This window comes from Sphingobium sp. (genome assembly GCF_048594625.1).
Taxonomy (GTDB): domain Bacteria; phylum Pseudomonadota; class Alphaproteobacteria; order Sphingomonadales; family Sphingomonadaceae; genus Sphingobium.
Genome location: NZ_JBMDWL010000134.1, coordinates 21,892 through 40,213 on the forward strand (window position 1 = coordinate 21,892; position 18,322 = coordinate 40,213).

The 18,322-nt window shown below is 64.3% G+C and carries 21 protein-coding genes and 1 tRNA gene; 16 read left to right on the top strand and 6 right to left on the bottom strand.

Features of this window, described 5'->3' with window-relative positions; genetic code table 11:
- The first annotated feature begins 7 nt into the window (after nt 1-7).
- The 9 genes from ACOJSJ_RS17220 (at nt 8) to ACOJSJ_RS17260 (ending at nt 7,325) form a co-directional block, all read left to right on the top strand.
- Nucleotides 8-202: a hypothetical protein gene (locus ACOJSJ_RS17220; protein WP_420146181.1), complete on the top strand. Its 195-nt coding sequence runs from the start codon at nt 8-10 to the stop codon at nt 200-202.
- Nucleotides 199-1,422 carry a dihydroorotase gene (locus ACOJSJ_RS17225; RefSeq protein WP_420146182.1) on the top strand — a complete coding sequence of 408 codons (1,224 nt, stop codon included), beginning with the start codon at nt 199-201 and terminating at the stop codon, nt 1,420-1,422. The genes ACOJSJ_RS17220 and ACOJSJ_RS17225 overlap by 4 nt, the downstream gene beginning before the upstream one ends.
- A gap of 413 nt (nt 1,423-1,835) precedes the next feature.
- The gene (locus ACOJSJ_RS17230) at nt 1,836-2,765 is read left to right on the top strand and encodes a YihY/virulence factor BrkB family protein (RefSeq protein ID WP_420146183.1); all 930 of its coding nucleotides are present in this window, start codon (nt 1,836-1,838) and stop codon (nt 2,763-2,765) included.
- Between the two features lie 63 nt (nt 2,766-2,828).
- A tRNA-Trp gene (locus ACOJSJ_RS17235) sits at nt 2,829-2,904 on the top strand.
- Nucleotides 2,905-3,133: 229 nt separating this feature from the next.
- Complete coding sequence (secE, locus tag ACOJSJ_RS17240) at nt 3,134-3,337, top strand: preprotein translocase subunit SecE (protein WP_420146184.1); 204 nt, start codon at nt 3,134-3,136, stop codon at nt 3,335-3,337.
- A gap of 36 nt (nt 3,338-3,373) precedes the next feature.
- On the top strand, nt 3,374-3,910 hold the full coding sequence (gene nusG / locus ACOJSJ_RS17245; protein WP_420146185.1) for a transcription termination/antitermination protein NusG: 537 nt from the start codon (nt 3,374-3,376) through the stop codon (nt 3,908-3,910).
- A 272-nt stretch (nt 3,911-4,182) separates the two neighbouring features.
- Nucleotides 4,183-4,614, top strand: coding sequence for a 50S ribosomal protein L11 (gene rplK / locus ACOJSJ_RS17250; RefSeq protein ID WP_420146186.1), 432 nt, complete (start codon nt 4,183-4,185; stop codon nt 4,612-4,614).
- Nucleotides 4,615-4,618: 4 nt separating this feature from the next.
- On the top strand, nt 4,619-5,317 hold the full coding sequence (rplA, locus tag ACOJSJ_RS17255) for a 50S ribosomal protein L1 (protein ID WP_420146187.1): 699 nt from the start codon (nt 4,619-4,621) through the stop codon (nt 5,315-5,317).
- A 256-nt stretch (nt 5,318-5,573) separates the two neighbouring features.
- Entirely contained in the window at nt 5,574-7,325 is a 1,752-nt protein-coding gene (locus tag ACOJSJ_RS17260; protein ID WP_420146202.1) for a DEAD/DEAH box helicase, read from the top strand.
- A 57-nt stretch (nt 7,326-7,382) separates the two neighbouring features.
- Here the strand turns inward: ACOJSJ_RS17260 and ybaL are convergent, their stop codons facing one another.
- The 3 genes from ybaL to ACOJSJ_RS17275 form a co-directional block, all read right to left on the bottom strand.
- Complete coding sequence (gene ybaL / locus ACOJSJ_RS17265; RefSeq protein ID WP_420146188.1) at nt 7,383-9,017, bottom strand: YbaL family putative K(+) efflux transporter; 1,635 nt, start codon at nt 9,015-9,017, stop codon at nt 7,383-7,385.
- Between the two features lie 135 nt (nt 9,018-9,152).
- Nucleotides 9,153-9,281 carry a hypothetical protein gene (locus tag ACOJSJ_RS17270; RefSeq protein ID WP_420146189.1) on the bottom strand — a complete coding sequence of 43 codons (129 nt, stop codon included), beginning with the start codon at nt 9,279-9,281 and terminating at the stop codon, nt 9,153-9,155.
- A gap of 56 nt (nt 9,282-9,337) precedes the next feature.
- Nucleotides 9,338-9,691 (bottom strand): hypothetical protein, encoded by a 354-nt coding sequence (locus ACOJSJ_RS17275; protein WP_420146190.1) that lies wholly within the window; start codon nt 9,689-9,691, stop codon nt 9,338-9,340.
- A gap of 240 nt (nt 9,692-9,931) precedes the next feature.
- Here ACOJSJ_RS17275 and rplU point away from each other — a divergent pair, with 240 nt between their 5' ends.
- The 3 genes from rplU to ACOJSJ_RS17290 all read left to right on the top strand — a co-directional run bounded on the left by rplU (nt 9,932) and on the right by ACOJSJ_RS17290 (nt 11,408).
- Nucleotides 9,932-10,228 (top strand): 50S ribosomal protein L21, encoded by a 297-nt coding sequence (gene rplU / locus ACOJSJ_RS17280; RefSeq protein WP_004207901.1) that lies wholly within the window; start codon nt 9,932-9,934, stop codon nt 10,226-10,228.
- 27 nt (nt 10,229-10,255) lie between these two features.
- A complete protein-coding gene (gene rpmA / locus ACOJSJ_RS17285) occupies nt 10,256-10,525 on the top strand; it encodes a 50S ribosomal protein L27 (protein ID WP_420146191.1) in 270 nt (89 codons plus the stop codon).
- Nucleotides 10,526-10,832: 307 nt separating this feature from the next.
- Complete coding sequence (locus ACOJSJ_RS17290; RefSeq protein ID WP_420146192.1) at nt 10,833-11,408, top strand: GNAT family N-acetyltransferase; 576 nt, start codon at nt 10,833-10,835, stop codon at nt 11,406-11,408.
- Nucleotides 11,409-11,542: 134 nt separating this feature from the next.
- Here the strand turns inward: ACOJSJ_RS17290 and ACOJSJ_RS17295 are convergent, their stop codons facing one another.
- The gene (locus tag ACOJSJ_RS17295) at nt 11,543-12,079 is read right to left on the bottom strand and encodes a GNAT family N-acetyltransferase (RefSeq protein WP_420146193.1); all 537 of its coding nucleotides are present in this window, start codon (nt 12,077-12,079) and stop codon (nt 11,543-11,545) included.
- A 63-nt stretch (nt 12,080-12,142) separates the two neighbouring features.
- Here ACOJSJ_RS17295 and ACOJSJ_RS17300 point away from each other — a divergent pair, with 63 nt between their 5' ends.
- The 4 genes from ACOJSJ_RS17300 to ACOJSJ_RS17315 all read left to right on the top strand — a co-directional run bounded on the left by ACOJSJ_RS17300 (nt 12,143) and on the right by ACOJSJ_RS17315 (nt 16,048).
- On the top strand, nt 12,143-12,769 hold the full coding sequence (locus ACOJSJ_RS17300) for a TetR/AcrR family transcriptional regulator (protein WP_420146194.1): 627 nt from the start codon (nt 12,143-12,145) through the stop codon (nt 12,767-12,769).
- Between the two features lie 30 nt (nt 12,770-12,799).
- Nucleotides 12,800-13,894 (top strand): GTPase ObgE, encoded by a 1,095-nt coding sequence (obgE, locus tag ACOJSJ_RS17305; RefSeq protein WP_420146195.1) that lies wholly within the window; start codon nt 12,800-12,802, stop codon nt 13,892-13,894.
- A 100-nt stretch (nt 13,895-13,994) separates the two neighbouring features.
- A complete protein-coding gene (gene proB, locus ACOJSJ_RS17310) occupies nt 13,995-15,125 on the top strand; it encodes a glutamate 5-kinase (protein WP_420146196.1) in 1,131 nt (376 codons plus the stop codon).
- 26 nt (nt 15,126-15,151) lie between these two features.
- Nucleotides 15,152-16,048, top strand: coding sequence for an NAD-dependent epimerase/dehydratase family protein (locus ACOJSJ_RS17315; RefSeq protein ID WP_420146197.1), 897 nt, complete (start codon nt 15,152-15,154; stop codon nt 16,046-16,048).
- A 116-nt stretch (nt 16,049-16,164) separates the two neighbouring features.
- On the opposite strand, the gene ACOJSJ_RS17320 is transcribed toward ACOJSJ_RS17315, so the two are convergent.
- Both ACOJSJ_RS17320 and radA read right to left on the bottom strand, forming a co-directional pair.
- On the bottom strand, nt 16,165-16,683 hold the full coding sequence (locus ACOJSJ_RS17320) for a CvpA family protein (RefSeq protein ID WP_420146198.1): 519 nt from the start codon (nt 16,681-16,683) through the stop codon (nt 16,165-16,167).
- 187 nt (nt 16,684-16,870) lie between these two features.
- The gene (gene radA, locus ACOJSJ_RS17325; protein ID WP_420146199.1) at nt 16,871-18,238 is read right to left on the bottom strand and encodes a DNA repair protein RadA; all 1,368 of its coding nucleotides are present in this window, start codon (nt 18,236-18,238) and stop codon (nt 16,871-16,873) included.
- Nucleotides 18,239-18,322: the final 84 nt, after the last annotated feature.

Sequence of the window (18,322 nt, forward strand, 5' to 3'; positions counted from 1 at the left end):
AAACGGGATGGGCATCACCATCCCGACTGGCAAGGACGGAAGGCTGGTCTTGACCAGCCTGACCGCCAAGAAAAGCGGGATGGGCATCACCATCCAGACCGGCAAGGAAGCAGGGTTGCGCGTGATGGCACATGCCTCAATCAATGCAGAATGGGGCTTCGACAGGCTCAGCCCGAACGGATTTTTGGGGTTCCACCTATGACCAAGATCGCCATCATCAACGGCCGCCTCGCCGATCCCATGGGCGATGCTCCTGCCCACGGCACCGTGCTGATCGAGGGCGACCGGATCGTCGCGGCGGGCGATGTCGCCATGCCGGACGATGCGCAGCGCGTCGATGCGAGCGGACTGGTCGTCGCGCCGGGCCTGATCGATCTGGGCGTGTTCGCGACCGACAAGCCGGCTTTTCATTTCGGCGGGATCACGCGAGCAGCCCTGATGCCAGACCAGCGCGCGCCGCTGGATGAAGTCGGGCTGATCCGGGAAGCCACGCGGGCGGGCAAGCCCGATTTCTGGGTCCATCCCATCGCGGCAGCGACCCGCGGGCTGCTGGGCAAGGAAATGGCCGAAATGGGCCTGATGCAGATGGCAGGCGCAAAGGCGGTCGGCACGGGCCGCCAGTGGATCGCCGATTCGGGCGTGATGCTGCGCATCCTGTCCTATGCCAGTGGCCTTGGCCTGACCGTCATCGCCCATGCCGAAGATGGCGGGCTGACGGCGAAGGCGGTGGCGACCAGCGGTGAGACGGCGACGCGGCTTGGCCTGCCGCACGCGCCCGCCTGCGCCGAAGCCCTGGCGATCGCGCGCGACATCATGCTGGTGCGCGAAACCGGCGCGGCGATCCATTTCCGGCTGGTGACGACACGGGCTGGCTTCGACCTGATCCGCGCGGCCAAGGCGGAAGGGCTGAAGGTCACATGCGGCATCAGCCCGGCCTATCTGTTCCTGAACGATCAGGCGGCGACCGATTTCCGGACCTTCGCAAGGCTTTCGCCGCCGCTGCGCGACGAGCGCGACCGGCAGGCCAGTCTGGCGGCGGTTGCGGACGGGACGGTCGACGTCATCACATCCAGCCATGATCCGCGCGGGCCGGAGGACAAGCGCCTGCCCTTCGCCGATGCGTCGCCGGGCATGGCCGGGGCGGAGACTTTGCTGGCGCTGTCGCTCAATCTGGTGCGTGACGGCCATGTGAGCATGGGGCGGCTGATGACGTTGCTGAGCGCCAATCCCGCGCGCATATTGGGCGTGGATGCGGGCAGCTTTGCCCCCGGCAGCGCAGCGGACCTGATCTTCGTCGATCCCGATGCGCCATGGATTGTCGACAGCGCGAAAATGGCGGCGGCGGCAGGCAATACGCCGTTCGACAAGGTGCCTGTGCAGGGGCGGACACGGCGGATCATGAAGGGCGGGGTCTTTTTGTAACCCCACCACAGCACGATCATTAGGCGCTTAACTTCACACATTTCCCGCTTATTCTGAAATTTCGTTGCGTGGCAGTGATCCTATCGGAAAGTAGCGCAGACATCTGTTAGAACATGCCGACGGGAGGTTAGCGCAATTCGGCAGGATAGGACATAGGACGGGGATTGCTGGAGATCGGCCAGAGGCCGCCATGTTCTCCCTCCCGCTGGCGGGAGGGGCAGCGAGACTTAAGCGCATAGCGCTTTAGTCGCAGCGGGGTGGGCTGTCGCCAAGTCCAGCCCACCCCCTAACCCCCTCCCGCTAGCGGGAGGGGGAATGACTGGAAACCACCCGCATCCGCCCTTTATTCGCCGAAACGGAACCCCCTGCCCCCTTCACGCGCTTGCCTTTGAAGACATGATCAAGGGGCACAGATGAATCAGTCGGTCGCACAGCAGGTGCATGTCGATGCACCATGGAAAATCCCGCCGCGCGCGTGGTGGGAGATATTGAAACGCGTTCACGGCGCCTTGTCGGGCAATCATATCGGGTTGCTGGCGGCAGGCGTTGCCTATTATGCGTTCCTGTCGATCGCGCCGCTGCTGGCCGCCGTGGTGCTGACCTATGGTCTGTTCGGCGATCCGGCCATGGTCGGCCGGCATATGCAGGCGATCATCTCGGTCGTGCCGCAAGACGCCGCGTCCCTGATCAACGACCAGTTGCTGGGTGTTGTCAGCACAGCCAAGCCCGCCATCGGATTCGGCCTGCTGCTGGCATTGCTGATCGCCGTCTATGGCGCGACCCGCGCGGCGTCCGCGATCATGGAGGCGCTCAATATCGTCTATGGCCAGAAGGAAGGCCGCAACATCTTCAAATTCTATCGCACGTCGATGGGCATCACCTTTTCCGCCGTGCTGGTGGTCGTAGTAGGTGTGTTCACCGCGACGATCATCGGCCTGTTGCAGGATTTCCTGACCAGCTGGGGTCCGGGCGTGCTGTTCGCGATCAAGATGACGACATGGGTGTGCGCCGGATTGCTGGCGAGCGTGATATTCGGCCTCATCTACCGCTTCGGACCCCACCGGCGACAGGCGCAATGGCAATGGCTGACCGTCGGGTCGGTGGCGGCGACGCTGTTCTGGCTGGTCGCGACGCTGGGCGTGTCCTTCTATGTTTCGACCTTCGGCAATTACAACAAGACCTACGGATCGCTGGGCGCGGTCGTGGTGTTGCAATTGTGGCTGTTCGTGTCGGCCTATATCGTGTTGCTGGGCGCACAGATCAACGCAGAGGCGGAGCGGCAGACCAGCGTCGATACAGGCATCGGCCCGGCCCCCGGCGACCCAATTGCAAAAGCTGCATAATGTCGCTTGCCCTCCCGATCCGGCCACGCTAAAGCGCCCTCCTTCGCTGGCTAGGGCCAGTGCAGGAGTGTAGCTCAGTTGGTAGAGCGTCGGTCTCCAAAACCGAATGCCGGGGGTTCGAGTCCCTCCACTCCTGCCAAGCGAGCTGGCCGCGAACCCTTGTAACCATGGGGGTTCGCAGCTAAGTCCGCAAAGCGATTTCGAGGCTGACGAACCGTCTGCCGGTTAAGAAATCGGGGCCATATAGGCCGGCGAATTTGGTCGCGGAGCATGCGGCCGCACCCCCGGACGCCGATACAGAGCGGGATCGGGAGGGCGGTCTGTTGCTTCGCGATTTGGTGTTGGTTTCGAAGGTGCAAAGGCAGGCGATGGCGAAGGTTTCCCCCGGCGAATTCGTCAATCAGGTACAGACCGAAGCGAAGAAGATCGTGTGGCCGACCGGCCGCGAAACGATCATGACCGGCGTGATGGTCGTCATCATGACGTCGCTGCTGGGCCTGTTCTTCTTTGGCATCGACACTTTCTTCGGCGCGATCGTCCAGTGGCTGCTGGGTGTGGCCGCCGGTCGTTGAACATAAACGCTCTGAACAGGAGTTTGAGACGGTAACATGGCGCGCTGGTACATCATCCACGCCTATTCGGGCTTCGAAAGCAAGGTCAAGGAATCGATCCTGTCCGAAGCCGAACGCATGGGCCTGTCGCAACTGGTCGAGCAGGTGGAAGTCCCCACCGAGACCGTGACCGAAGTCAAGCGCGGCAAAAAGGTTCAGGTCGAGCGCAAGTTCATGCCCGGATACGTCCTTGCCAAGCTGGCGATGAACGACGACATCTATCACCTGGTCAAGAACACGCCCAAGGTGACCGGATTCCTGGGTTCGAGCGGCAAGCCGCAGGCGATCAGCGAAAGCGAAGCCGCCCGTTATTTCGGCGCCCAGAAGGAAGCCGAAGCCGCCCCCAAGCACAAGGTCAATGTCGATTACGAAATCGGCGACAGCGTCAAGGTGCTGGACGGTCCCTTCGCCAGCTTCAACGGCGTGGTCGAGGAACTGGATTTCGAAAAGAACCGCGTCAAGGTGTCGGTGTCGATCTTCGGTCGCGCGACTCCGGTGGAACTGGATTTCGAACAGGTCGAACTGTCCAAATAATTCGCCGCGAAACGCTTTTCAAAAAGGGTCGCCTTTCCTTCGGATCGGCGACCCTTTTGGCGTAAAGAGCAGGTCGAACGGGGTCCTGTCGCAAATCGGACAGACCCCCTTTCCCTTCAGCCCGAACATCGCTATAGGCCCGCGCTTCCAAGCCGCCCGTCAGGGTGGATGGAGCCAAGTGCGGGAGGTTGTTTTCACAGACAACCGTTCGACCGCTAAACTTGAACCGGCGGATCTGCCCTGCACATCCGCCAGCTAAAGAGTGAGTGACAATGGCCAAGAAAATTACGGGCTATATCAAACTCCAGGTGCCCGCTGGAGACGCAAAGCCCGCCCCGCCGATCGGCCCTGCCCTGGGTCAGCGCGGCGTGAACATCATGGAATTCTGCAAGGCGTTCAACGCACAGACCGCCAGCATGGACAAGGGCACCCCGCTGCCCACTATCATCACCGTCTATGCCGACCGCAGCTTCACCTTCACCACGAAGCAGCCGCCCGCGACCTTCCTGATCAAGAAGGCGATCAACCTGAAGTCGGGTTCCAAGGAACCGGGCAAGGTCGTCGCTGGCAAGATCACCCGCACCCAGCTGTCCGAAATCGCGCAGTCCAAAATGGCTGACCTCAACGCGAACGACATCCACGCTGCAACGAAGATCATCGAAGGTTCCGCGCGCGCGATGGGCCTCGACGTGGTGGAGGGCTGATATAATGGCGAAGATCACCAAGAAGGCGAAGGTTCTGGCCGCCGCCATCGACAAGGAAAAGCTGCACGGCGTTGACGAGGCGCTGGGCCTCATCAAGACCCACGCGACCGCCAAGTTCGATGAAAGCGTCGAAATCGCGATCAATCTGGGCGTCGATCCGCGTCACGCCGACCAGATGGTCCGTGGCGTCGTCACCCTGCCCGCAGGCACCGGCAAGGACGTTCGCGTCGCCGTGTTCGCCCGCAACGACAAGGCGCAGGCCGCTCTGGACGCTGGCGCCGACGTCGTTGGCGCCGAAGACCTGCTCGAATCGATCCAGGCCGGCAACATCGATTTCCAGCGCGTCATCGCCACGCCCGACATGATGGGTCTGGTGGGTCGCCTGGGTAAGGTTCTGGGCCCCAAGGGCCTGATGCCGAACCCGAAGCTGGGCACCGTGACGCCGAACGTCGCCGAAGCCGTGAAGGCCGCCAAGGGTGGTCAGATCGAATTCCGCGTCGAAAAGGCCGGTATCATCCACGCTGGCCTCGGCAAGTCGAGCTTCTCGGCCGAAGACCTGCGCAAGAATTTCGACGCCTTCGTCGACGCGATTGTCAAGGCGAAGCCGTCGGGTTCGAAGGGCAAGTATGTCCGCAAGATCGCCCTGTCGTCCTCGATGGGCCCGGGCGTGAAGGTCGACGTGGCGGAAGTCGCTTCGATCTGATTTTTGCGCTATAGCATATGAGACAAGCCTCCTTCCTCGGAATGTGGAAGGAGGCTTTCTTGTTTGAGGGAAGCTGGCCTTTGTGCGCTTCCCTTTCGTCATTTCCCACGGCGGAGATGGCGTGTCGGGCAACCGGCAGGAACTGGTGCGCATTGACCTGACGCATCGGCTGGTCCGCAAGCATTGCGACAGCGACAAGGTCATCTTTGTATCCGTCGGTCGTGGCGGGTCGCTTTTACCGATGGAAAAAAGAAAAATGGCTTTTGAAACCCTTCCCGCCCTCTTGTCTCAGGCGCTTGTCGCCAAGGGATATGAGGCGCTGACCCCCGTCCAGTCCGAAGTGACGCAGGAAGAAGCGCAGGGTCGCGATCTGCTGGTGTCCGCGCAGACCGGTTCGGGCAAGACCGTCGCATTTGGCCTCGCCATGGCGGGCGAATTGCTGGGCGATGCAGAGCGGCTGCCGGTCGCGGGCCTGCCGCTGGCGCTGGTGATCGCGCCGACGCGCGAACTGGCGTTGCAGGTGAGCCGCGAGCTGGAATGGCTCTATGGCGCGGCGCGCGCGCGCATCGCGACCTGCGTCGGCGGCATGGATGCGGCCAAGGAACGCCGCAGCCTGTCCCATGGCGCGCATATCGTGGTCGGCACGCCGGGGCGCCTGCGCGACCATCTGGAACGCGGGGCGCTGGACCTGTCGGCGATGCGCACCGTCGTGCTGGACGAAGCGGACGAGATGCTGGACATGGGCTTTCGCGAGGATCTGGAAGGCATTCTGGACAGCGCGCCCGAAGAACGCCGTACCCTGCTGTTTTCGGCGACCATGCCCAAGCCCATCGTGGCGATGGCCAAGCGCTATCAGAATGACGCGCTGCGCATTTCGACCATGTCCGAAGAACGTGGCCATGGCGACATCAGCTATCAGGCGGTCACCGTCGCGCCGTCCGACATCGAAAACGCCGTCGTCAACCTGCTGCGTTTCCACGAAGCGGAAACGGCGATCCTGTTCTGCGCCACGCGCGACAATGTCCGCCATCTGCATTCGAGCCTGACCGAGCGTGGCTTTGCCGCCGTGGCGCTGTCTGGCGAACATAGCCAGAATGAGCGCAACCACGCGTTGCAGGCCCTGCGCGACAAGCGCGCGCGGGTGTGCGTGGCGACCGACGTGGCTGCCCGTGGCATCGATCTGCCGTCGCTGACGCTGGTGGTGCATGTGGAATTGCCGCGCGACGCCGAAACCATGCAGCACCGTTCGGGCCGCACCGGGCGCGCGGGCAAGAAGGGCACCGCCGTGCTGATCGTGCCCTATCCGCGCCGCCGCCGCGTCGAATCGATGCTGCGCGGGGCGAAGATTCCGGTCGAATGGGGCACCCCGCCGAGCAAGGAAGCGATTCTGGAGCAGGACAATGCGCGCCTGCGGTCCAGCCTGATGGAACAGGCGGAACTGGACGAGGCCGACTGGGCACTGGGCGCCGAACTGCTGGCTGAAAAGAGCGCCAAGGAAATCGCGGCGATGCTGGTCAAGAGCGCCCGCGCCGCGCTGCCCGCGCCCGAAGAGCTGCTGGACCGCAGCGAAGCCCCTGCACGCCGCGAAGGGCCGCGTCCGGGCTTTGAGGACACGCAATGGTTCCGCATGGACATCGGCCGTCGCCAGAATGCCGATCCGCGCTGGATCCTGCCGCTGATCTGCCGCCGTGGCCATGTGTCGCGTCAGGACATCGGCGCGATCCGCATCACCACCAACGAAACCATGTTCGAAATTCCGCGCGCCATCGCATCGAAGTTCATCGCGTCGATCAAGCGCACGGGCGAAGCGGGAGACGAAGGCGCGGATGTCGCGTTCGAGGCGATCGACGGTGCACCGCGTGAACAGGCCCGCGAACATAAGCGCGCCGGTGGTCGTCCGAGCGATCGTGGCCCCAATGATCGTGGACCGCGCCCGCCCGCGCACAGTGCCCGCCCGTTCAAAGGTGGTCCCAAGCGCCCCGGCGGCCCGCGCAAGCCGCGCGGATAAGGGATAGAACAGACCGAAACGGGCCGGGAATGATTTCCCGGCCCGTTTTTTTTGACCTTATCCCACGCCGCAGAGCGTCAGCATGCGCCCGGCCAGTTCGCGTTCACCCATCACGACATGGGGCACGCCCAGCCCCTCCAGATGCGCGACTTCGGCATCGCTATGGGCGCGGGCGATGACTTGCAGCCTGTCATTGAGGTGGCGGGCATGTTCGTGGATCGCGCCGCCTTCAAATCCTTCGGGCACGGCGATCAGCAGATGGCGCGCTTCGCAGATGCCCGCGGCCAGCAGATGCCGGTCCTCCAGCGCATTGCCCTTGACGACGGACAGACCGGCCTCCTCGGCTTCCTCCACCCGTTCCGGGTCGCCCTCCACGATCACGAAATGGACGCCCCGTTCGTGCAGGCGGCTGGCGATCAGCTTGCCCACGCGGCCATAGCCGACGAGGATGACATGGCCGATGCGGGGGCGTTCGGGCGCCCTGGCTTCGGCTTCTTCGTCATCATCCTGCTTATGTTCGCGCACGATGAGCGAGAAGAGGATGGGATTGAGGAAGATCGACGCCATCGCGCCTGCCAGGATCAGGTCGCGGGCTTCGGCAGGAAGGACGCCGAGGCCGGTGCCCAAGGAGGCGAGGATGAAGGAAAATTCGCCGATCTGGGCAAGGCTGGCGGCGATGGTGAGCGCGGTGACATTGGGATAGCCGAACGCCCGTACGATGCCCCATGCGGCGATCGATTTGCCGATGACGATGATGAGGATCGTCGCCAGCAGCGGCAAGGGTTGTTCCACCACGATAGAGGGATTGAACAGCATCCCCACCGACACGAAGAACAGTACGGCAAAAGCGTCGCGCAGGGGCAGCGTTTCTTCGGTGGCGCGACGGCTGAGCGGGGTTTCGCCCAAAATCATGCCCGCAAAGAAAGCGCCGAGCGCGAAGGACACGTCAAAGGCCAGCGCCGCGCCGAACGCCACGCCCAGCGCAATGGCCAGGACCGCGAGACGGAACAGTTCGCGCGACCCGGTATGGACGACCCAGTGGAGCGCCCAGGGGATGACGCGGCGGCCCACGATCAGCATGACCGCGACGAAGCCCGCGACCTTCAGCAGCGTGCCGAGCAGCGGCGCGACGAGCGCCCCTGCCCCGCCTGTGCCATCGGCATTGTTGAGGACGCCCGCAAGCGCAGGCAGCAGGACGAGCGCAAGGACCATCACCAGATCCTCCACGATCAGCCAGCCGATCGCCACGCGGCCACGGCGGGTTTCGACCAGATCGGCCCCCTGTAGCGCGCGCAGCAGCACGACCGTACTGGCGACCGACAGGGCCAGTCCGAAGACGATGCCGCCCATCAAACCCCAGCCCATGACATGGGCAAGGCCCATGCCGAGCAGGGTCGCCACCGCGATCTGCACGATCGCGCCGGGCACGGCGATATTCTTGACCGACAACAGGTCTTTCAGTGAAAAGTGCAGGCCGACGCCGAACATCAGCAGGATGACGCCGATTTCGGCCAGTTCATTGGCAAGGCCTGCATCGGCGACGAAGCCGGGCGTGAAGGGACCGACCATGATCCCGGCAATCAGATAGCCGACCAGCGGCGAGAGTTTGAGGCGATGGGCGATCGCCCCCATGATGAAGGCGACGACGAGACCGGCGACGATAGTGCCGATCAGAGGGGTGTGGTGGGGCATATTTGCCTTTCATTCCTGTCGCCGGGCGCGTCGAACGCGTTCGGCAACGTCTATAACAGATAAGTTCGGCTGGAGCTTGTCGAGAACGCAGCACATGCTGTCCGACAGGCCCCAGCCGAACGGTCGATCCGGGGGCTATTGCGCGACGGTCATCATCATCGCCGTCAGCCCGGTGGCTGCGGCGGCGAGACCGGTCATGACGGCGGGCATGAACCACCAGGGCGGGCGACGCCGGGTGCGCCGCTCGGTTTTCCTGCGAGTCATGGAAATGCTCCTTCTTGTGACGAAGGCCCGTCAGCGACGGGCGGAGAATCGAATCGTCAGAAGGATGCGGGCGGCGCGCGGGCGCGACGGGTACGGACGGGCGCAAAGGCGCGAATATTGGCGCGATAGGCCGACAGCGGACAGGTCGGCCGGACGAAGTGAAGCGTCAGAAGGACGATGGCGAGCGCCAGCGCCACGATCATCGGTGGCGCGCCATCGCCGCCATCCGGGCGGGCGGGCTGCGCCAGTTGCGAGACCGCCTGCGCCCGCCCCTTCAGCACGACTTCGGCCGTCGCGGGATTGAAGGCGGAGCCGGTGACACGGCTGAGCGGTGGCCCCAGCGGCGCGAGGGCGGATAGCAGCGTGACGGCGATCAGCGTCAACAGGGCGACAGGGATGGGCAGGCGCATGGAGATGCCCTTTCCATTCCACCATGTCGCGCCGCGATGCTGCATCCGCCCGATTGCTCCCTTAAATTTGCCTGAAGGAAAGATAGGCATTAAAAAGCCGGAAAACCACCCCTGTCGCAACCCCTGTCGGTTGACAGAGGCGAGTCATTCCACTAACGGGCCACATTCCCGCGCGGGTCGGCAAGGCGTCATGTCTTTGGTGAGCTGCGTAAAGCAGATTTGAACGAGAAGAGACAAGCCATGTTCGCTATCGTGCGCACGGGCGGCAAGCAGTATCGCGTCGCCGCCGGAGACAAGATCGTCGTTGAAAAGCTGGCTGGCGAAGCCGGCGACAAGGTTACGCTGGACGACGTCCTGCTGGCCGGTGAAGGCGGCGACCTGAAGGACGCAGCCAAGCTGACCGTCGCAGCTGAAATCATCGCGCAGGCGAAGGGCGAAAAGGTCATCGTCTTCAAGAAGCGTCGTCGTCACAACTATCGCCGCAAGAACGGTCACCGCCAGAATCACACGATCCTCAAGATCGTGTCGATCGCCTGAGCGCAGATTAAGTAAGGAGTTTAGGTCATGGCACATAAGAAAGCTGGCGGTTCATCGCGTAACGGTCGCGATTCGGAATCGAAGCGCCTTGGCGTGAAGAAGTTCGGCGGTCAGGAAGTGATCGGCGGCAACATCATTATCCGTCAGCGCGGCACGCGCGTCTATCCGGGCCGTAACGTCGGCATCGGCAAGGACCACACGCTGTTCGCGCTGAACGAAGGCCGCGTGGTATTCCACACCGGCAAGCTCGGCCGCAAATATGTGTCGGTCGACGCCGTGGCGCAGGCCGCCGAATAACGGACGATCGATGACGGATCGTCCCCCGCAAAAGGGGCGATCCTCCCGGCAGATGTCATACAGGCACCTGCCGGTTTTCGAGGGAAACAAGGGGCGCTCCTTCCATGGGAGCGCCCCTTTTTCCGCTGCGCGATCCTGACCGGATCATGACAAAAGGATAAAGCGGCACACCCTCCTCCGATTTCCCTCAAGCCTCTGGAACTCCACGCCTTCTCACGCGTCTTGCGGGCGGGGAATCATCCAGCACACAGCGTCGCGAAGTCGTCATCATTGGCGGCTAACGGCGCGCAAAAGAGGAGAGACGAGAATGTTTGCCCGTACCCCCCGCCTGCTCCTGCGTCCCGGCTGGATGGAAGATGCCCCGATGCTGGCCCGGACCATCGGCGATCCCGCGGTCCTGCGGAATCTGAGCCGTGCGCCCAGCCCCTATGGCCTGGACGATGCGGAAGCCTTTCTGGCCCTGCCGCAGCATCATCAGTTGCCGCGCCTGCTGGCCTTTACCCGCACGCAGGGCGCGCCGCGCCTGGTGGGCGGTTGCGGCATCCATCTGGACCAGGATGGCGCGCCCGAACTCGGCTATTGGATTGCCCGTCCCTATTGGGGCCTTGGTTTTGCGACAGAGGCCGCGCGCGCGGTGCTGAGCATGGCGCGGGCCAATGGCGTGCGCGACATCCGATCCTGCCATTTTACGGACAATCCCGCGTCGGGCAACGTCCTGCGCAAGCTGGGCTTCCGCTTTACCGGACAAAGGGCGCAGCGTTACAGCCTTGCCCGCGATGCCATGGTCGATTGCCTGCTGTTCGAGGAAGGCGATGCCGGATTGCCCGGCGGCGACCCGGCCATGGACGTGTATCGCGACGCCATGCCCGCCATGGCGGCGTGACCGGCGATAGAATCGCCTTCTGACGATAAGTGCGGAGGCGCCGGGACGATTTGCCCCAGCGCCTCCGCCCGGCTTAACGGGAACGCCGGAACGTCACACGGATGGCATGCTCCCGCGTTGGCGGGATCATGATGTCATGATTCGATATGGCCCGCCGGACGATCGAAGACGCGGGTGGGCTTGCCGCCATAAAGCGTATCGGCCAGTGCATGAAAGCCCAGCTTTTCAGCCACCTTGATCGACGCCTGATTGTCGGGATCGATGATACAGCGGATGGAAGGCGATGCGACATGGACGTCGGCCCATGACAGGATCGCCTGCATCGCTTCGGTCGCTATGCCCCTGCCCCATGCATTGGGACCAAGCACCCAGCCTGCCTCGGGCACGCCCTCCAGCTGCGCTATGCCGCGTTCGGCGCTGAGCAGGCCCGCTTCGCCAAGGAAGGTGCCGCTGTCGCGTTCCTCGATCACCCACATGCCATGGCCCAGCAGCGACCACATGCCGGCGTAGCGCAATATGCGGAACCATACCGCCTGCCCGTCCTGCGGCACGCCGCCGATATGGCGGACGACACCCGCGTCGGCCCACAGGGCGCGACAATCGGCATAGTCGTCCACCCGGTGCGGGCGCAGGATCAGGCGGATGGTTTCAAGCGTCGGAGCGTCTGTCATGCATGGATAAGAAAGCGTGGCGATGCTCTGGTCAAGTCGGCGTCACTGCGCCATGGATCGGGCATGACCACGCCCATGGCGAAACGCGCCCGCCTCAGCCCCGACGAAAGCCGCCTTGTCGCCGTGGAGGCCGCGCGCGACCTGCTGATCGAGGCAGGACCGCAGGCCGTGACGCTGAAGGCCGTGGGCGGGCGGATCGGGCGGACCCACGCCAACCTGCTGCACCATTTCGGTTCGGCGGCGGGATTGCAGAAGGCGCTGGCCGCGCACCTGGGCGACACGATTACGGCGAAGATCGGCGTAGCGGTCAACGCGGCGCGGCGCGGCGAACTGGCCCCGCGCATCATCGTCGACATGACGTTCGACGCCTTCGACCGGGAGGGCGCGGGCGCGCTGGCCAGCTGGATGCTGGCGTCGGGCAACGAAGATGCGCTGGACCCGGTGGTGGAAGCGATCCACCGGCTGGTCGACAAGCTGGTGGCGAGCGCCCGCACGCCCGATATGGCGGCGCTGATCCGCGACAATACGCTGATGCTGGTGCTGCTGGCGCTGGGCGATTCGCAACTGGGCGGGTCGATGGCGGGCGCGCTGTCGCTGCCCCGCGAAAAAGCACGCGAAATCGCCACGAGGAGCCTGACTTTCGCGCTGACGCAGGACGCCGGGACCATAGTGGCGAAGGGCGAGGTTTAACTTTTCGCGATTAGGCGTTATGGGCGCGCCATGCATTTTCTCGATCAAGCCAAAATCTATATCAAATCCGGCTGGGGCGGCCCCGGCGCGGTCAGTTTTCGCCGTGAAAAATATGTCGAATATGGCGGCCCGGACGGCGGCAATGGCGGCAAGGGCGGCGACATCATCTTCGAAGCGGTCGCGGGTCTCAATACCCTGATCGATTTCCGCTATACCCAGCATTTCAAGGCGCAGCGCGGCCAGCCCGGCATGGGCAAGAACCGCTATGGCGCGGGCGGCGAAGACCTGATCGTCAAGGTGCCCGTGGGCACGCAGATCCTGTCCGACCCCCAGCCCATAGAGGGTACGGAGGATGAGGACGGCTATCCCGATTATGAAGATCAGGAAGTGCTGGCCGACTTCACCGAAGTGGGGCAGCGCGTGACGTTCCTGCGCGGCGGCGATGGCGGCCGGGGCAACCTGTCCTACAAGACCAGCACCAACCGCGCGCCGCGCCAGCATGGCACGGGCTGGCCGGGTCAGGAAATGTGGGTGTGGCTGCGCCTCAAACTGCTGGCCGACGTCGGGCTGGTGGGCATGCCCAATGCGGGCAAGTCGACCTTCATCAATCAGGTGACCAATACCAAGGCGAAGGTGGGCGCCTATGCCTTTACCACCACCAAGCCGCAGCTGGGCGTGGTGCTGCACCGCGACCGCGAGTTCGTGCTGGCCGATATTCCGGGCCTGATCGCAGGCGCGGCCGAGGGCGCGGGCATTGGCGACCGGTTCCTGGGCCATATCGAACGGTGCCGCGTGCTGCTGCATCTGGTGGACGCGACCGGCGACGATCCGGTCGAAGCGTTCCGCATCGTCAGCGACGAACTGGCAGCCTATGGCGAAGGGCTGGACGAAAAGCCGCAGATCGTGGCGCTGAACAAGGGCGACCTGCTGGGGCAGGAGCTGATGGAAGATATTGCCGACCAGCTGCGCGAAGAAGCGGGCGTGGAGGATGTGTTCATCATTTCGGGCGCGACCGGCGAAGGCGTGGGCGCATTGCTGGACGCGGTGCTGCCGATGATGGACGAAGGCGCGCAGGAAGACGAGGATGATGGCGACGAGGGCGAAGCGGTCTGGTCGCCGATCTGAACCCTGCCACCCACACCCGTTCGCTTCGAGCGAAGTCGAGAAGCGGGTGCTGGGCGGTCCTCGACTTCGCTCGAACCGAACGGATTTTGTTTAGATCATCATGACCAGCCCCCTCTCCGGTTTCCCCCCTGCCCTTATCCGCCGTCTGGTCATCAAGATCGGGTCGGCTTTGCTGGTCGATCCGGCGGGTCAGGTGCGTGTGGAATGGCTGCGCACGCTGGTCGCCGACGTGGCGCAGCGCAAGGCGGCGGGGCAGCAGGTCATCATCGTGTCGTCGGGCGCGATTGCGTTGGGCGCGCGGCGGCTGAACCTGCCCAAGGGCGGGCGCGGATCGTTGGAAGATGCGCAGGCGGCCGCGGCGACCGGGCAGATCGCGCTGTCGCAATGCTGGGCCAGCCTGCTGGATGAAAAGGGCATTACCGCCGCGCAGATGCTGGTGACGCTGGACGATCTGGAAAACCGGCGGCGCTACCTGAACGCTTCGGCCACGCTGGAGCGGCTGATGGCGCTGGATGTCGTGCCGGTTATCAACGAAAATGACAGCGTGGCGACGACCGAAATCCGGTTCGGCGACAATGATCGGCTGGCGGCGCGTATCGGACAGGCGGCACGGGCTGACGCGGTTGCGCTGCTTTCCGATGTCGACGGGCTTTACACCGCCAACCCGCACGTCGATGCCAGCGCCATGCTGATAGAAACAATCGAGACGATCGACGCCCGGATCGCGGCGATGGCCGACACCGGCTCCGCTTCGGGCATGGGATCGGGCGGCATGGTGTCGAAGATTCAGGCGGCGCGCATCGCCACCGGGGCTGGTGCGCACCTGGCCATCATTTCGGGCAAGGTGGATTCGCCGCTGGCGCATTGGGCAACAAGCGGGCGCGGATCGATATTCCTAGCGGCGCAGGGGAAAGGCGCGCGCAAGGGCTGGCTGGCCGGGCGGCTGACGACGCGCGGGAGGATCATCGTGGATGCCGGCGCGGAAAAGGCGCTGGGCAAGGGCAACAGCCTGCTGCCCGCCGGTGTCGCCAGCGTCGAGGGCCTGTTCGATCGGGGCGATGTGGTCGACATCGTGGCGCAGGACGGCCGGGTGATCGCACGGGGCTTGATCGAATATGACAGCGAAGCCGCCGTGAAGATCGCCGGGCGACGCAGCGAGGATATTGCGGCGCTGCTGGGCGAAATGCCCCGGTCGGTGCTGGTCCATCGCGACCATATGGCGATGGTATAAGGGCGATGCAGCAGATGCGGATTGCCATGACCGGCGCGACGGGTTTTGTCGGCGCCGAAGTGCTGGAGCAGGCGCTGGCCGACGGGTTGCGCATCAATGCGCTGACCCGGCGCGCCCAGCCGCCACGCGCGAAGCTGAAATGGGTGCCGGGATCGCTGGACGATGCGGCGGCGCTCGATACGCTGGTGCGCGATGCCGACGCCGTCATCCATATCGCGGGCGTGGTGAATGCGCCCGACCGCGAGGGTTTCGAGGCGGGCAATGCGCGCGGCACCATGGCGGTGGTCGATGCGATGCGGCGGCGCGGGATCAGGCGGCTGGTGCATGTATCGTCGCTGGCAGCGCGGGAACCGGGGCTTTCCGATTATGGATGGTCGAAGGAACTGGCCGAAAAGCATGTGAAGGCCAGCGGCCTCGACTGGACCATCGTGCGGCCGCCCGCGATTTACGGGCCGGGCGACAAGGAAATGCTGGAACTGTTCCGCATGGCCAAGCGCGGGGTCATGATGCTGCCGCCGGGCGGCCGGCTGTCGGTCATCCATGTGCGCGATCTGGCGGCGCTGCTGCTGGCGCTGACGAGTGAGCGGGAAAATAGCCTGACGCGCATCTACGAAGTGGATGACGGCACGCCCGACGGATGGGATCATAAGGATTTCGGGCAGGCCATCGGACAGGCGGTGGGCAAGTCCGTCCGCACATTTGCAACGCCGCAATGGCTGCTCAGCATGGCGGCGCGGACCGACCGGCTGGTGCGCGGCAAACATGCCAAGCTGACGCCCGACCGGGTGGATTATTTCTGCCATCCCGACTGGGTGGTGGAAAAGCGCAGGCAGCCGCCCAAACGCCTATGGCTGCCGCAGGTGAAGACGCTGGACGGGTTGCGCGAAACCGTGGAGGCCTATCGGGAGAAGGGGTGGCTTTGATGCCACTATTTCTCCTCCCTTCAGTTCAAGAGGCCTGAGCTTGTGGAACGGCGAGAACCCTTGCGCGAGGGTTTTCGCCCTTCGACAAGCTCAGGACTCTCGAACCGAACGGCGCTTTACTGGTTCTCCGGTGCGGGTTTCTTCGCTCGCTGTTCCGCCAGAAATTCGCTGATCGCCTGACCGCTGGCGTTGAGCAGCGGATAGGTGCGGGCGTCGCTCAGCCAGTCGGGACGGCGCGCGCCGCTGCCGTAGAATGTGTCGTAGACGAGGCTGAAGGCGAGAAAGACGATCGTCGCGCCGATGAGGCCCTTTACTGCGCCGAAGCCCGCGCCCAGCACGCGGTCGACGGGGCCGAGGATCGACTGACGGGTGCGGCGGCCGATGGCATGGGCGATCATTTTCCCCACGCCGAAGGTCACGCCGAAGACGAGGACCAGCGCCAGCATCGCTGCGCCGCTGCTGTTGCCGACGAAGGCGCTCAAAAGTTCGGCGGCCGACGCGTGAAACAGGCGGATGGCGAAGATCGCCAGTACCCAGGCGATGAGCGAAAGCGTTTCCAGCACGAAGCCGCGCATGAGGCCCAGCACGGCGCAACCGCCGATGGCGAGCAGGACGAGAATGTCGATGGCGTTCATAAGACGATGAAACCCCAAATTTGCGAGGCCGATAGCTGACGCCCCTTCGGGTGGGACGAAAAGGGCTGCTGTCGCGGTCGAGCGATTGCCTGATAGTCCCCGCTATCAGGCTGCACGCTCTCTCTTCCAGCAGCCCTTTTCGTCTCCATCTCGACCTCGCAAATTTGGGATTTCATCTCCGGCGCGGCTATCCGCGTCCCAGCATCTGGTCAACCAGCTGTGCGAGGGTGCGGAAACCGCTGACCGCGATTCCCTTTACCCCATCCGCCGCCGATGCCGGGATATAGGCGCGGGTAAAGCCCAGCTTTGCCGCTTCGCGCAGGCGTAGGGGCGAATGGGAGACGGGGCGGATTTCGCTGGACAGCGCAATTTCGCCGAACAGCACGACATCGACCGGCACCGGCCGTTCCGACATGGCGGAGATCAGCGCGGCGGCGACGGCGAGGTCGGCGGCGGGGTCCGACAGGCGATAGCCGCCCGCAACGTTCAGATAGACTTCGCAGGTCGAGAAGCTGAGGCCGCAGCGCGCCTCCAGCACCGCCAATATCATGGCGAGCCGACCGCTATCCCAGCCGACTACGGCGCGCCGGGGCGTGGCGCCGCTGGACAGGCGCACGACCAGCGCCTGTATTTCGACCAGCACGGGCCGCGTCCCTTCCAGCGCCGGGAAGACGGTCGCGCCGGTGACCGTTTCGTCGCGGTTGGTCAGGAACAGGGCGGACGGGTTGGTGACTTCCTCCAGCCCCTCCGCCACCATGGCGAAGACGCCGATCTCATCCGTGCCGCCGAAACGGTTCTTGGCCGCGCGCAGGATGCGATATTGGTGGCTGCGCTCCCCCTCAAACGCCAACACCGTATCGACCATATGTTCCAGCACACGGGGACCGGCGATGCTGCCGTCCTTCGTCACATGGCCGACGAGGATCAGGGCGGTGCCGCGCTGTTTCGCGAATTTGATGAGTTCCTGCGACGCGGCGCGGACCTGGCTGACGGTGCCCGGCGCGCCTTCGATCAGGTCGCTGTGCATCGTCTGAATTGAATCGATGACGAGCAGCGCAGGCGGCGGCCCCTCCCCCAGCGTCGTCAGAATATCGCGGACGGAGGTGGCGCTGGCCAACTGCACCGGCGCGTTGCCAAGGCCGAGGCGCTGGGCGCGCAGACGCACCTGATCGGCAGCCTCTTCACCGCTGATATAGGCGACCGACAGGCCGCGGGAGGCGATGCGCGCCGCCGCCTGCAACAGCAGCGTCGATTTGCCGATGCCCGGATCGCCACCGATCAGCGTCGCGGAGCCATGGACGATGCCGCCGCCCAACGCCCGGTCAAATTCCGCAATGCCGGTGCTGGTGCGCGGGGGAAGTTCAACCTGACTGTCGAGGCCAACCAGGGTAATGGCGCGTCCGCCATTTTGCAGGTCGTGGCGCTGCGAAAAAACCGTCTCCGCAGCCTCTTCGACAATGCTGTTCCATTCGCCGCAATCCTCGCACTGGCCCTGCCACCGGGTGGTGACGGTGCCGCATTGCTGACAGACGAATTTGCGTTTTACCTTGGCCATGGCGCCTTTTCTCCGTTCGGTTCGCGCTTGTCGAGAACCGTTTCGCAAAGGTTATCGACACGCGCGAACCGAACCGATGGGGTA

Excerpts from the sequence above, each read along its gene's own strand:
- ACOJSJ_RS17225 (WP_420146182.1), top strand. The coding sequence starts at position 199 with ATGACCAAGATCGCCATCATCAACGGCCGCCTCGCCGATCCCATGGGC.
- ACOJSJ_RS17270 (WP_420146189.1), bottom strand. The coding sequence starts at position 9,281 with ATGACTCGCAGGAAAACCGAGCGGCGCACCCGGCGTCGCCCGCCCTGG.
- ACOJSJ_RS17230 (WP_420146183.1), top strand. The coding sequence starts at position 1,836 with ATGAATCAGTCGGTCGCACAGCAGGTGCATGTCGATGCACCATGGAAA.
- proB (WP_420146196.1), top strand. The coding sequence starts at position 13,995 with ATGACCAGCCCCCTCTCCGGTTTCCCCCCTGCCCTTATCCGCCGTCTG.
- ACOJSJ_RS17275 (WP_420146190.1), bottom strand. The coding sequence starts at position 9,691 with ATGCGCCTGCCCATCCCTGTCGCCCTGTTGACGCTGATCGCCGTCACG.
- ACOJSJ_RS17260 (WP_420146202.1), top strand. The coding sequence starts at position 5,574 with ATGGCTTTTGAAACCCTTCCCGCCCTCTTGTCTCAGGCGCTTGTCGCC.
- rpmA (WP_420146191.1), top strand. The coding sequence starts at position 10,256 with ATGGCACATAAGAAAGCTGGCGGTTCATCGCGTAACGGTCGCGATTCG.
- ybaL (WP_420146188.1), bottom strand. The coding sequence starts at position 9,017 with ATGCCCCACCACACCCCTCTGATCGGCACTATCGTCGCCGGTCTCGTC.
- ACOJSJ_RS17290 (WP_420146192.1), top strand. The coding sequence starts at position 10,833 with ATGTTTGCCCGTACCCCCCGCCTGCTCCTGCGTCCCGGCTGGATGGAA.
- ACOJSJ_RS17295 (WP_420146193.1), bottom strand. The coding sequence starts at position 12,079 with ATGACAGACGCTCCGACGCTTGAAACCATCCGCCTGATCCTGCGCCCG.
- rplA (WP_420146187.1), top strand. The coding sequence starts at position 4,619 with ATGGCGAAGATCACCAAGAAGGCGAAGGTTCTGGCCGCCGCCATCGAC.
- rplU (WP_004207901.1), top strand. The coding sequence starts at position 9,932 with ATGTTCGCTATCGTGCGCACGGGCGGCAAGCAGTATCGCGTCGCCGCC.
- ACOJSJ_RS17220 (WP_420146181.1), top strand. The coding sequence starts at position 8 with ATGGGCATCACCATCCCGACTGGCAAGGACGGAAGGCTGGTCTTGACC.
- rplK (WP_420146186.1), top strand. The coding sequence starts at position 4,183 with ATGGCCAAGAAAATTACGGGCTATATCAAACTCCAGGTGCCCGCTGGA.
- ACOJSJ_RS17300 (WP_420146194.1), top strand. The coding sequence starts at position 12,143 with ATGACCACGCCCATGGCGAAACGCGCCCGCCTCAGCCCCGACGAAAGC.
- secE (WP_420146184.1), top strand. The coding sequence starts at position 3,134 with ATGGCGAAGGTTTCCCCCGGCGAATTCGTCAATCAGGTACAGACCGAA.
- ACOJSJ_RS17320 (WP_420146198.1), bottom strand. The coding sequence starts at position 16,683 with ATGAACGCCATCGACATTCTCGTCCTGCTCGCCATCGGCGGTTGCGCC.
- radA (WP_420146199.1), bottom strand. The coding sequence starts at position 18,238 with ATGGCCAAGGTAAAACGCAAATTCGTCTGTCAGCAATGCGGCACCGTC.
- obgE (WP_420146195.1), top strand. The coding sequence starts at position 12,800 with ATGCATTTTCTCGATCAAGCCAAAATCTATATCAAATCCGGCTGGGGC.
- nusG (WP_420146185.1), top strand. The coding sequence starts at position 3,374 with ATGGCGCGCTGGTACATCATCCACGCCTATTCGGGCTTCGAAAGCAAG.
- ACOJSJ_RS17315 (WP_420146197.1), top strand. The coding sequence starts at position 15,152 with ATGACCGGCGCGACGGGTTTTGTCGGCGCCGAAGTGCTGGAGCAGGCG.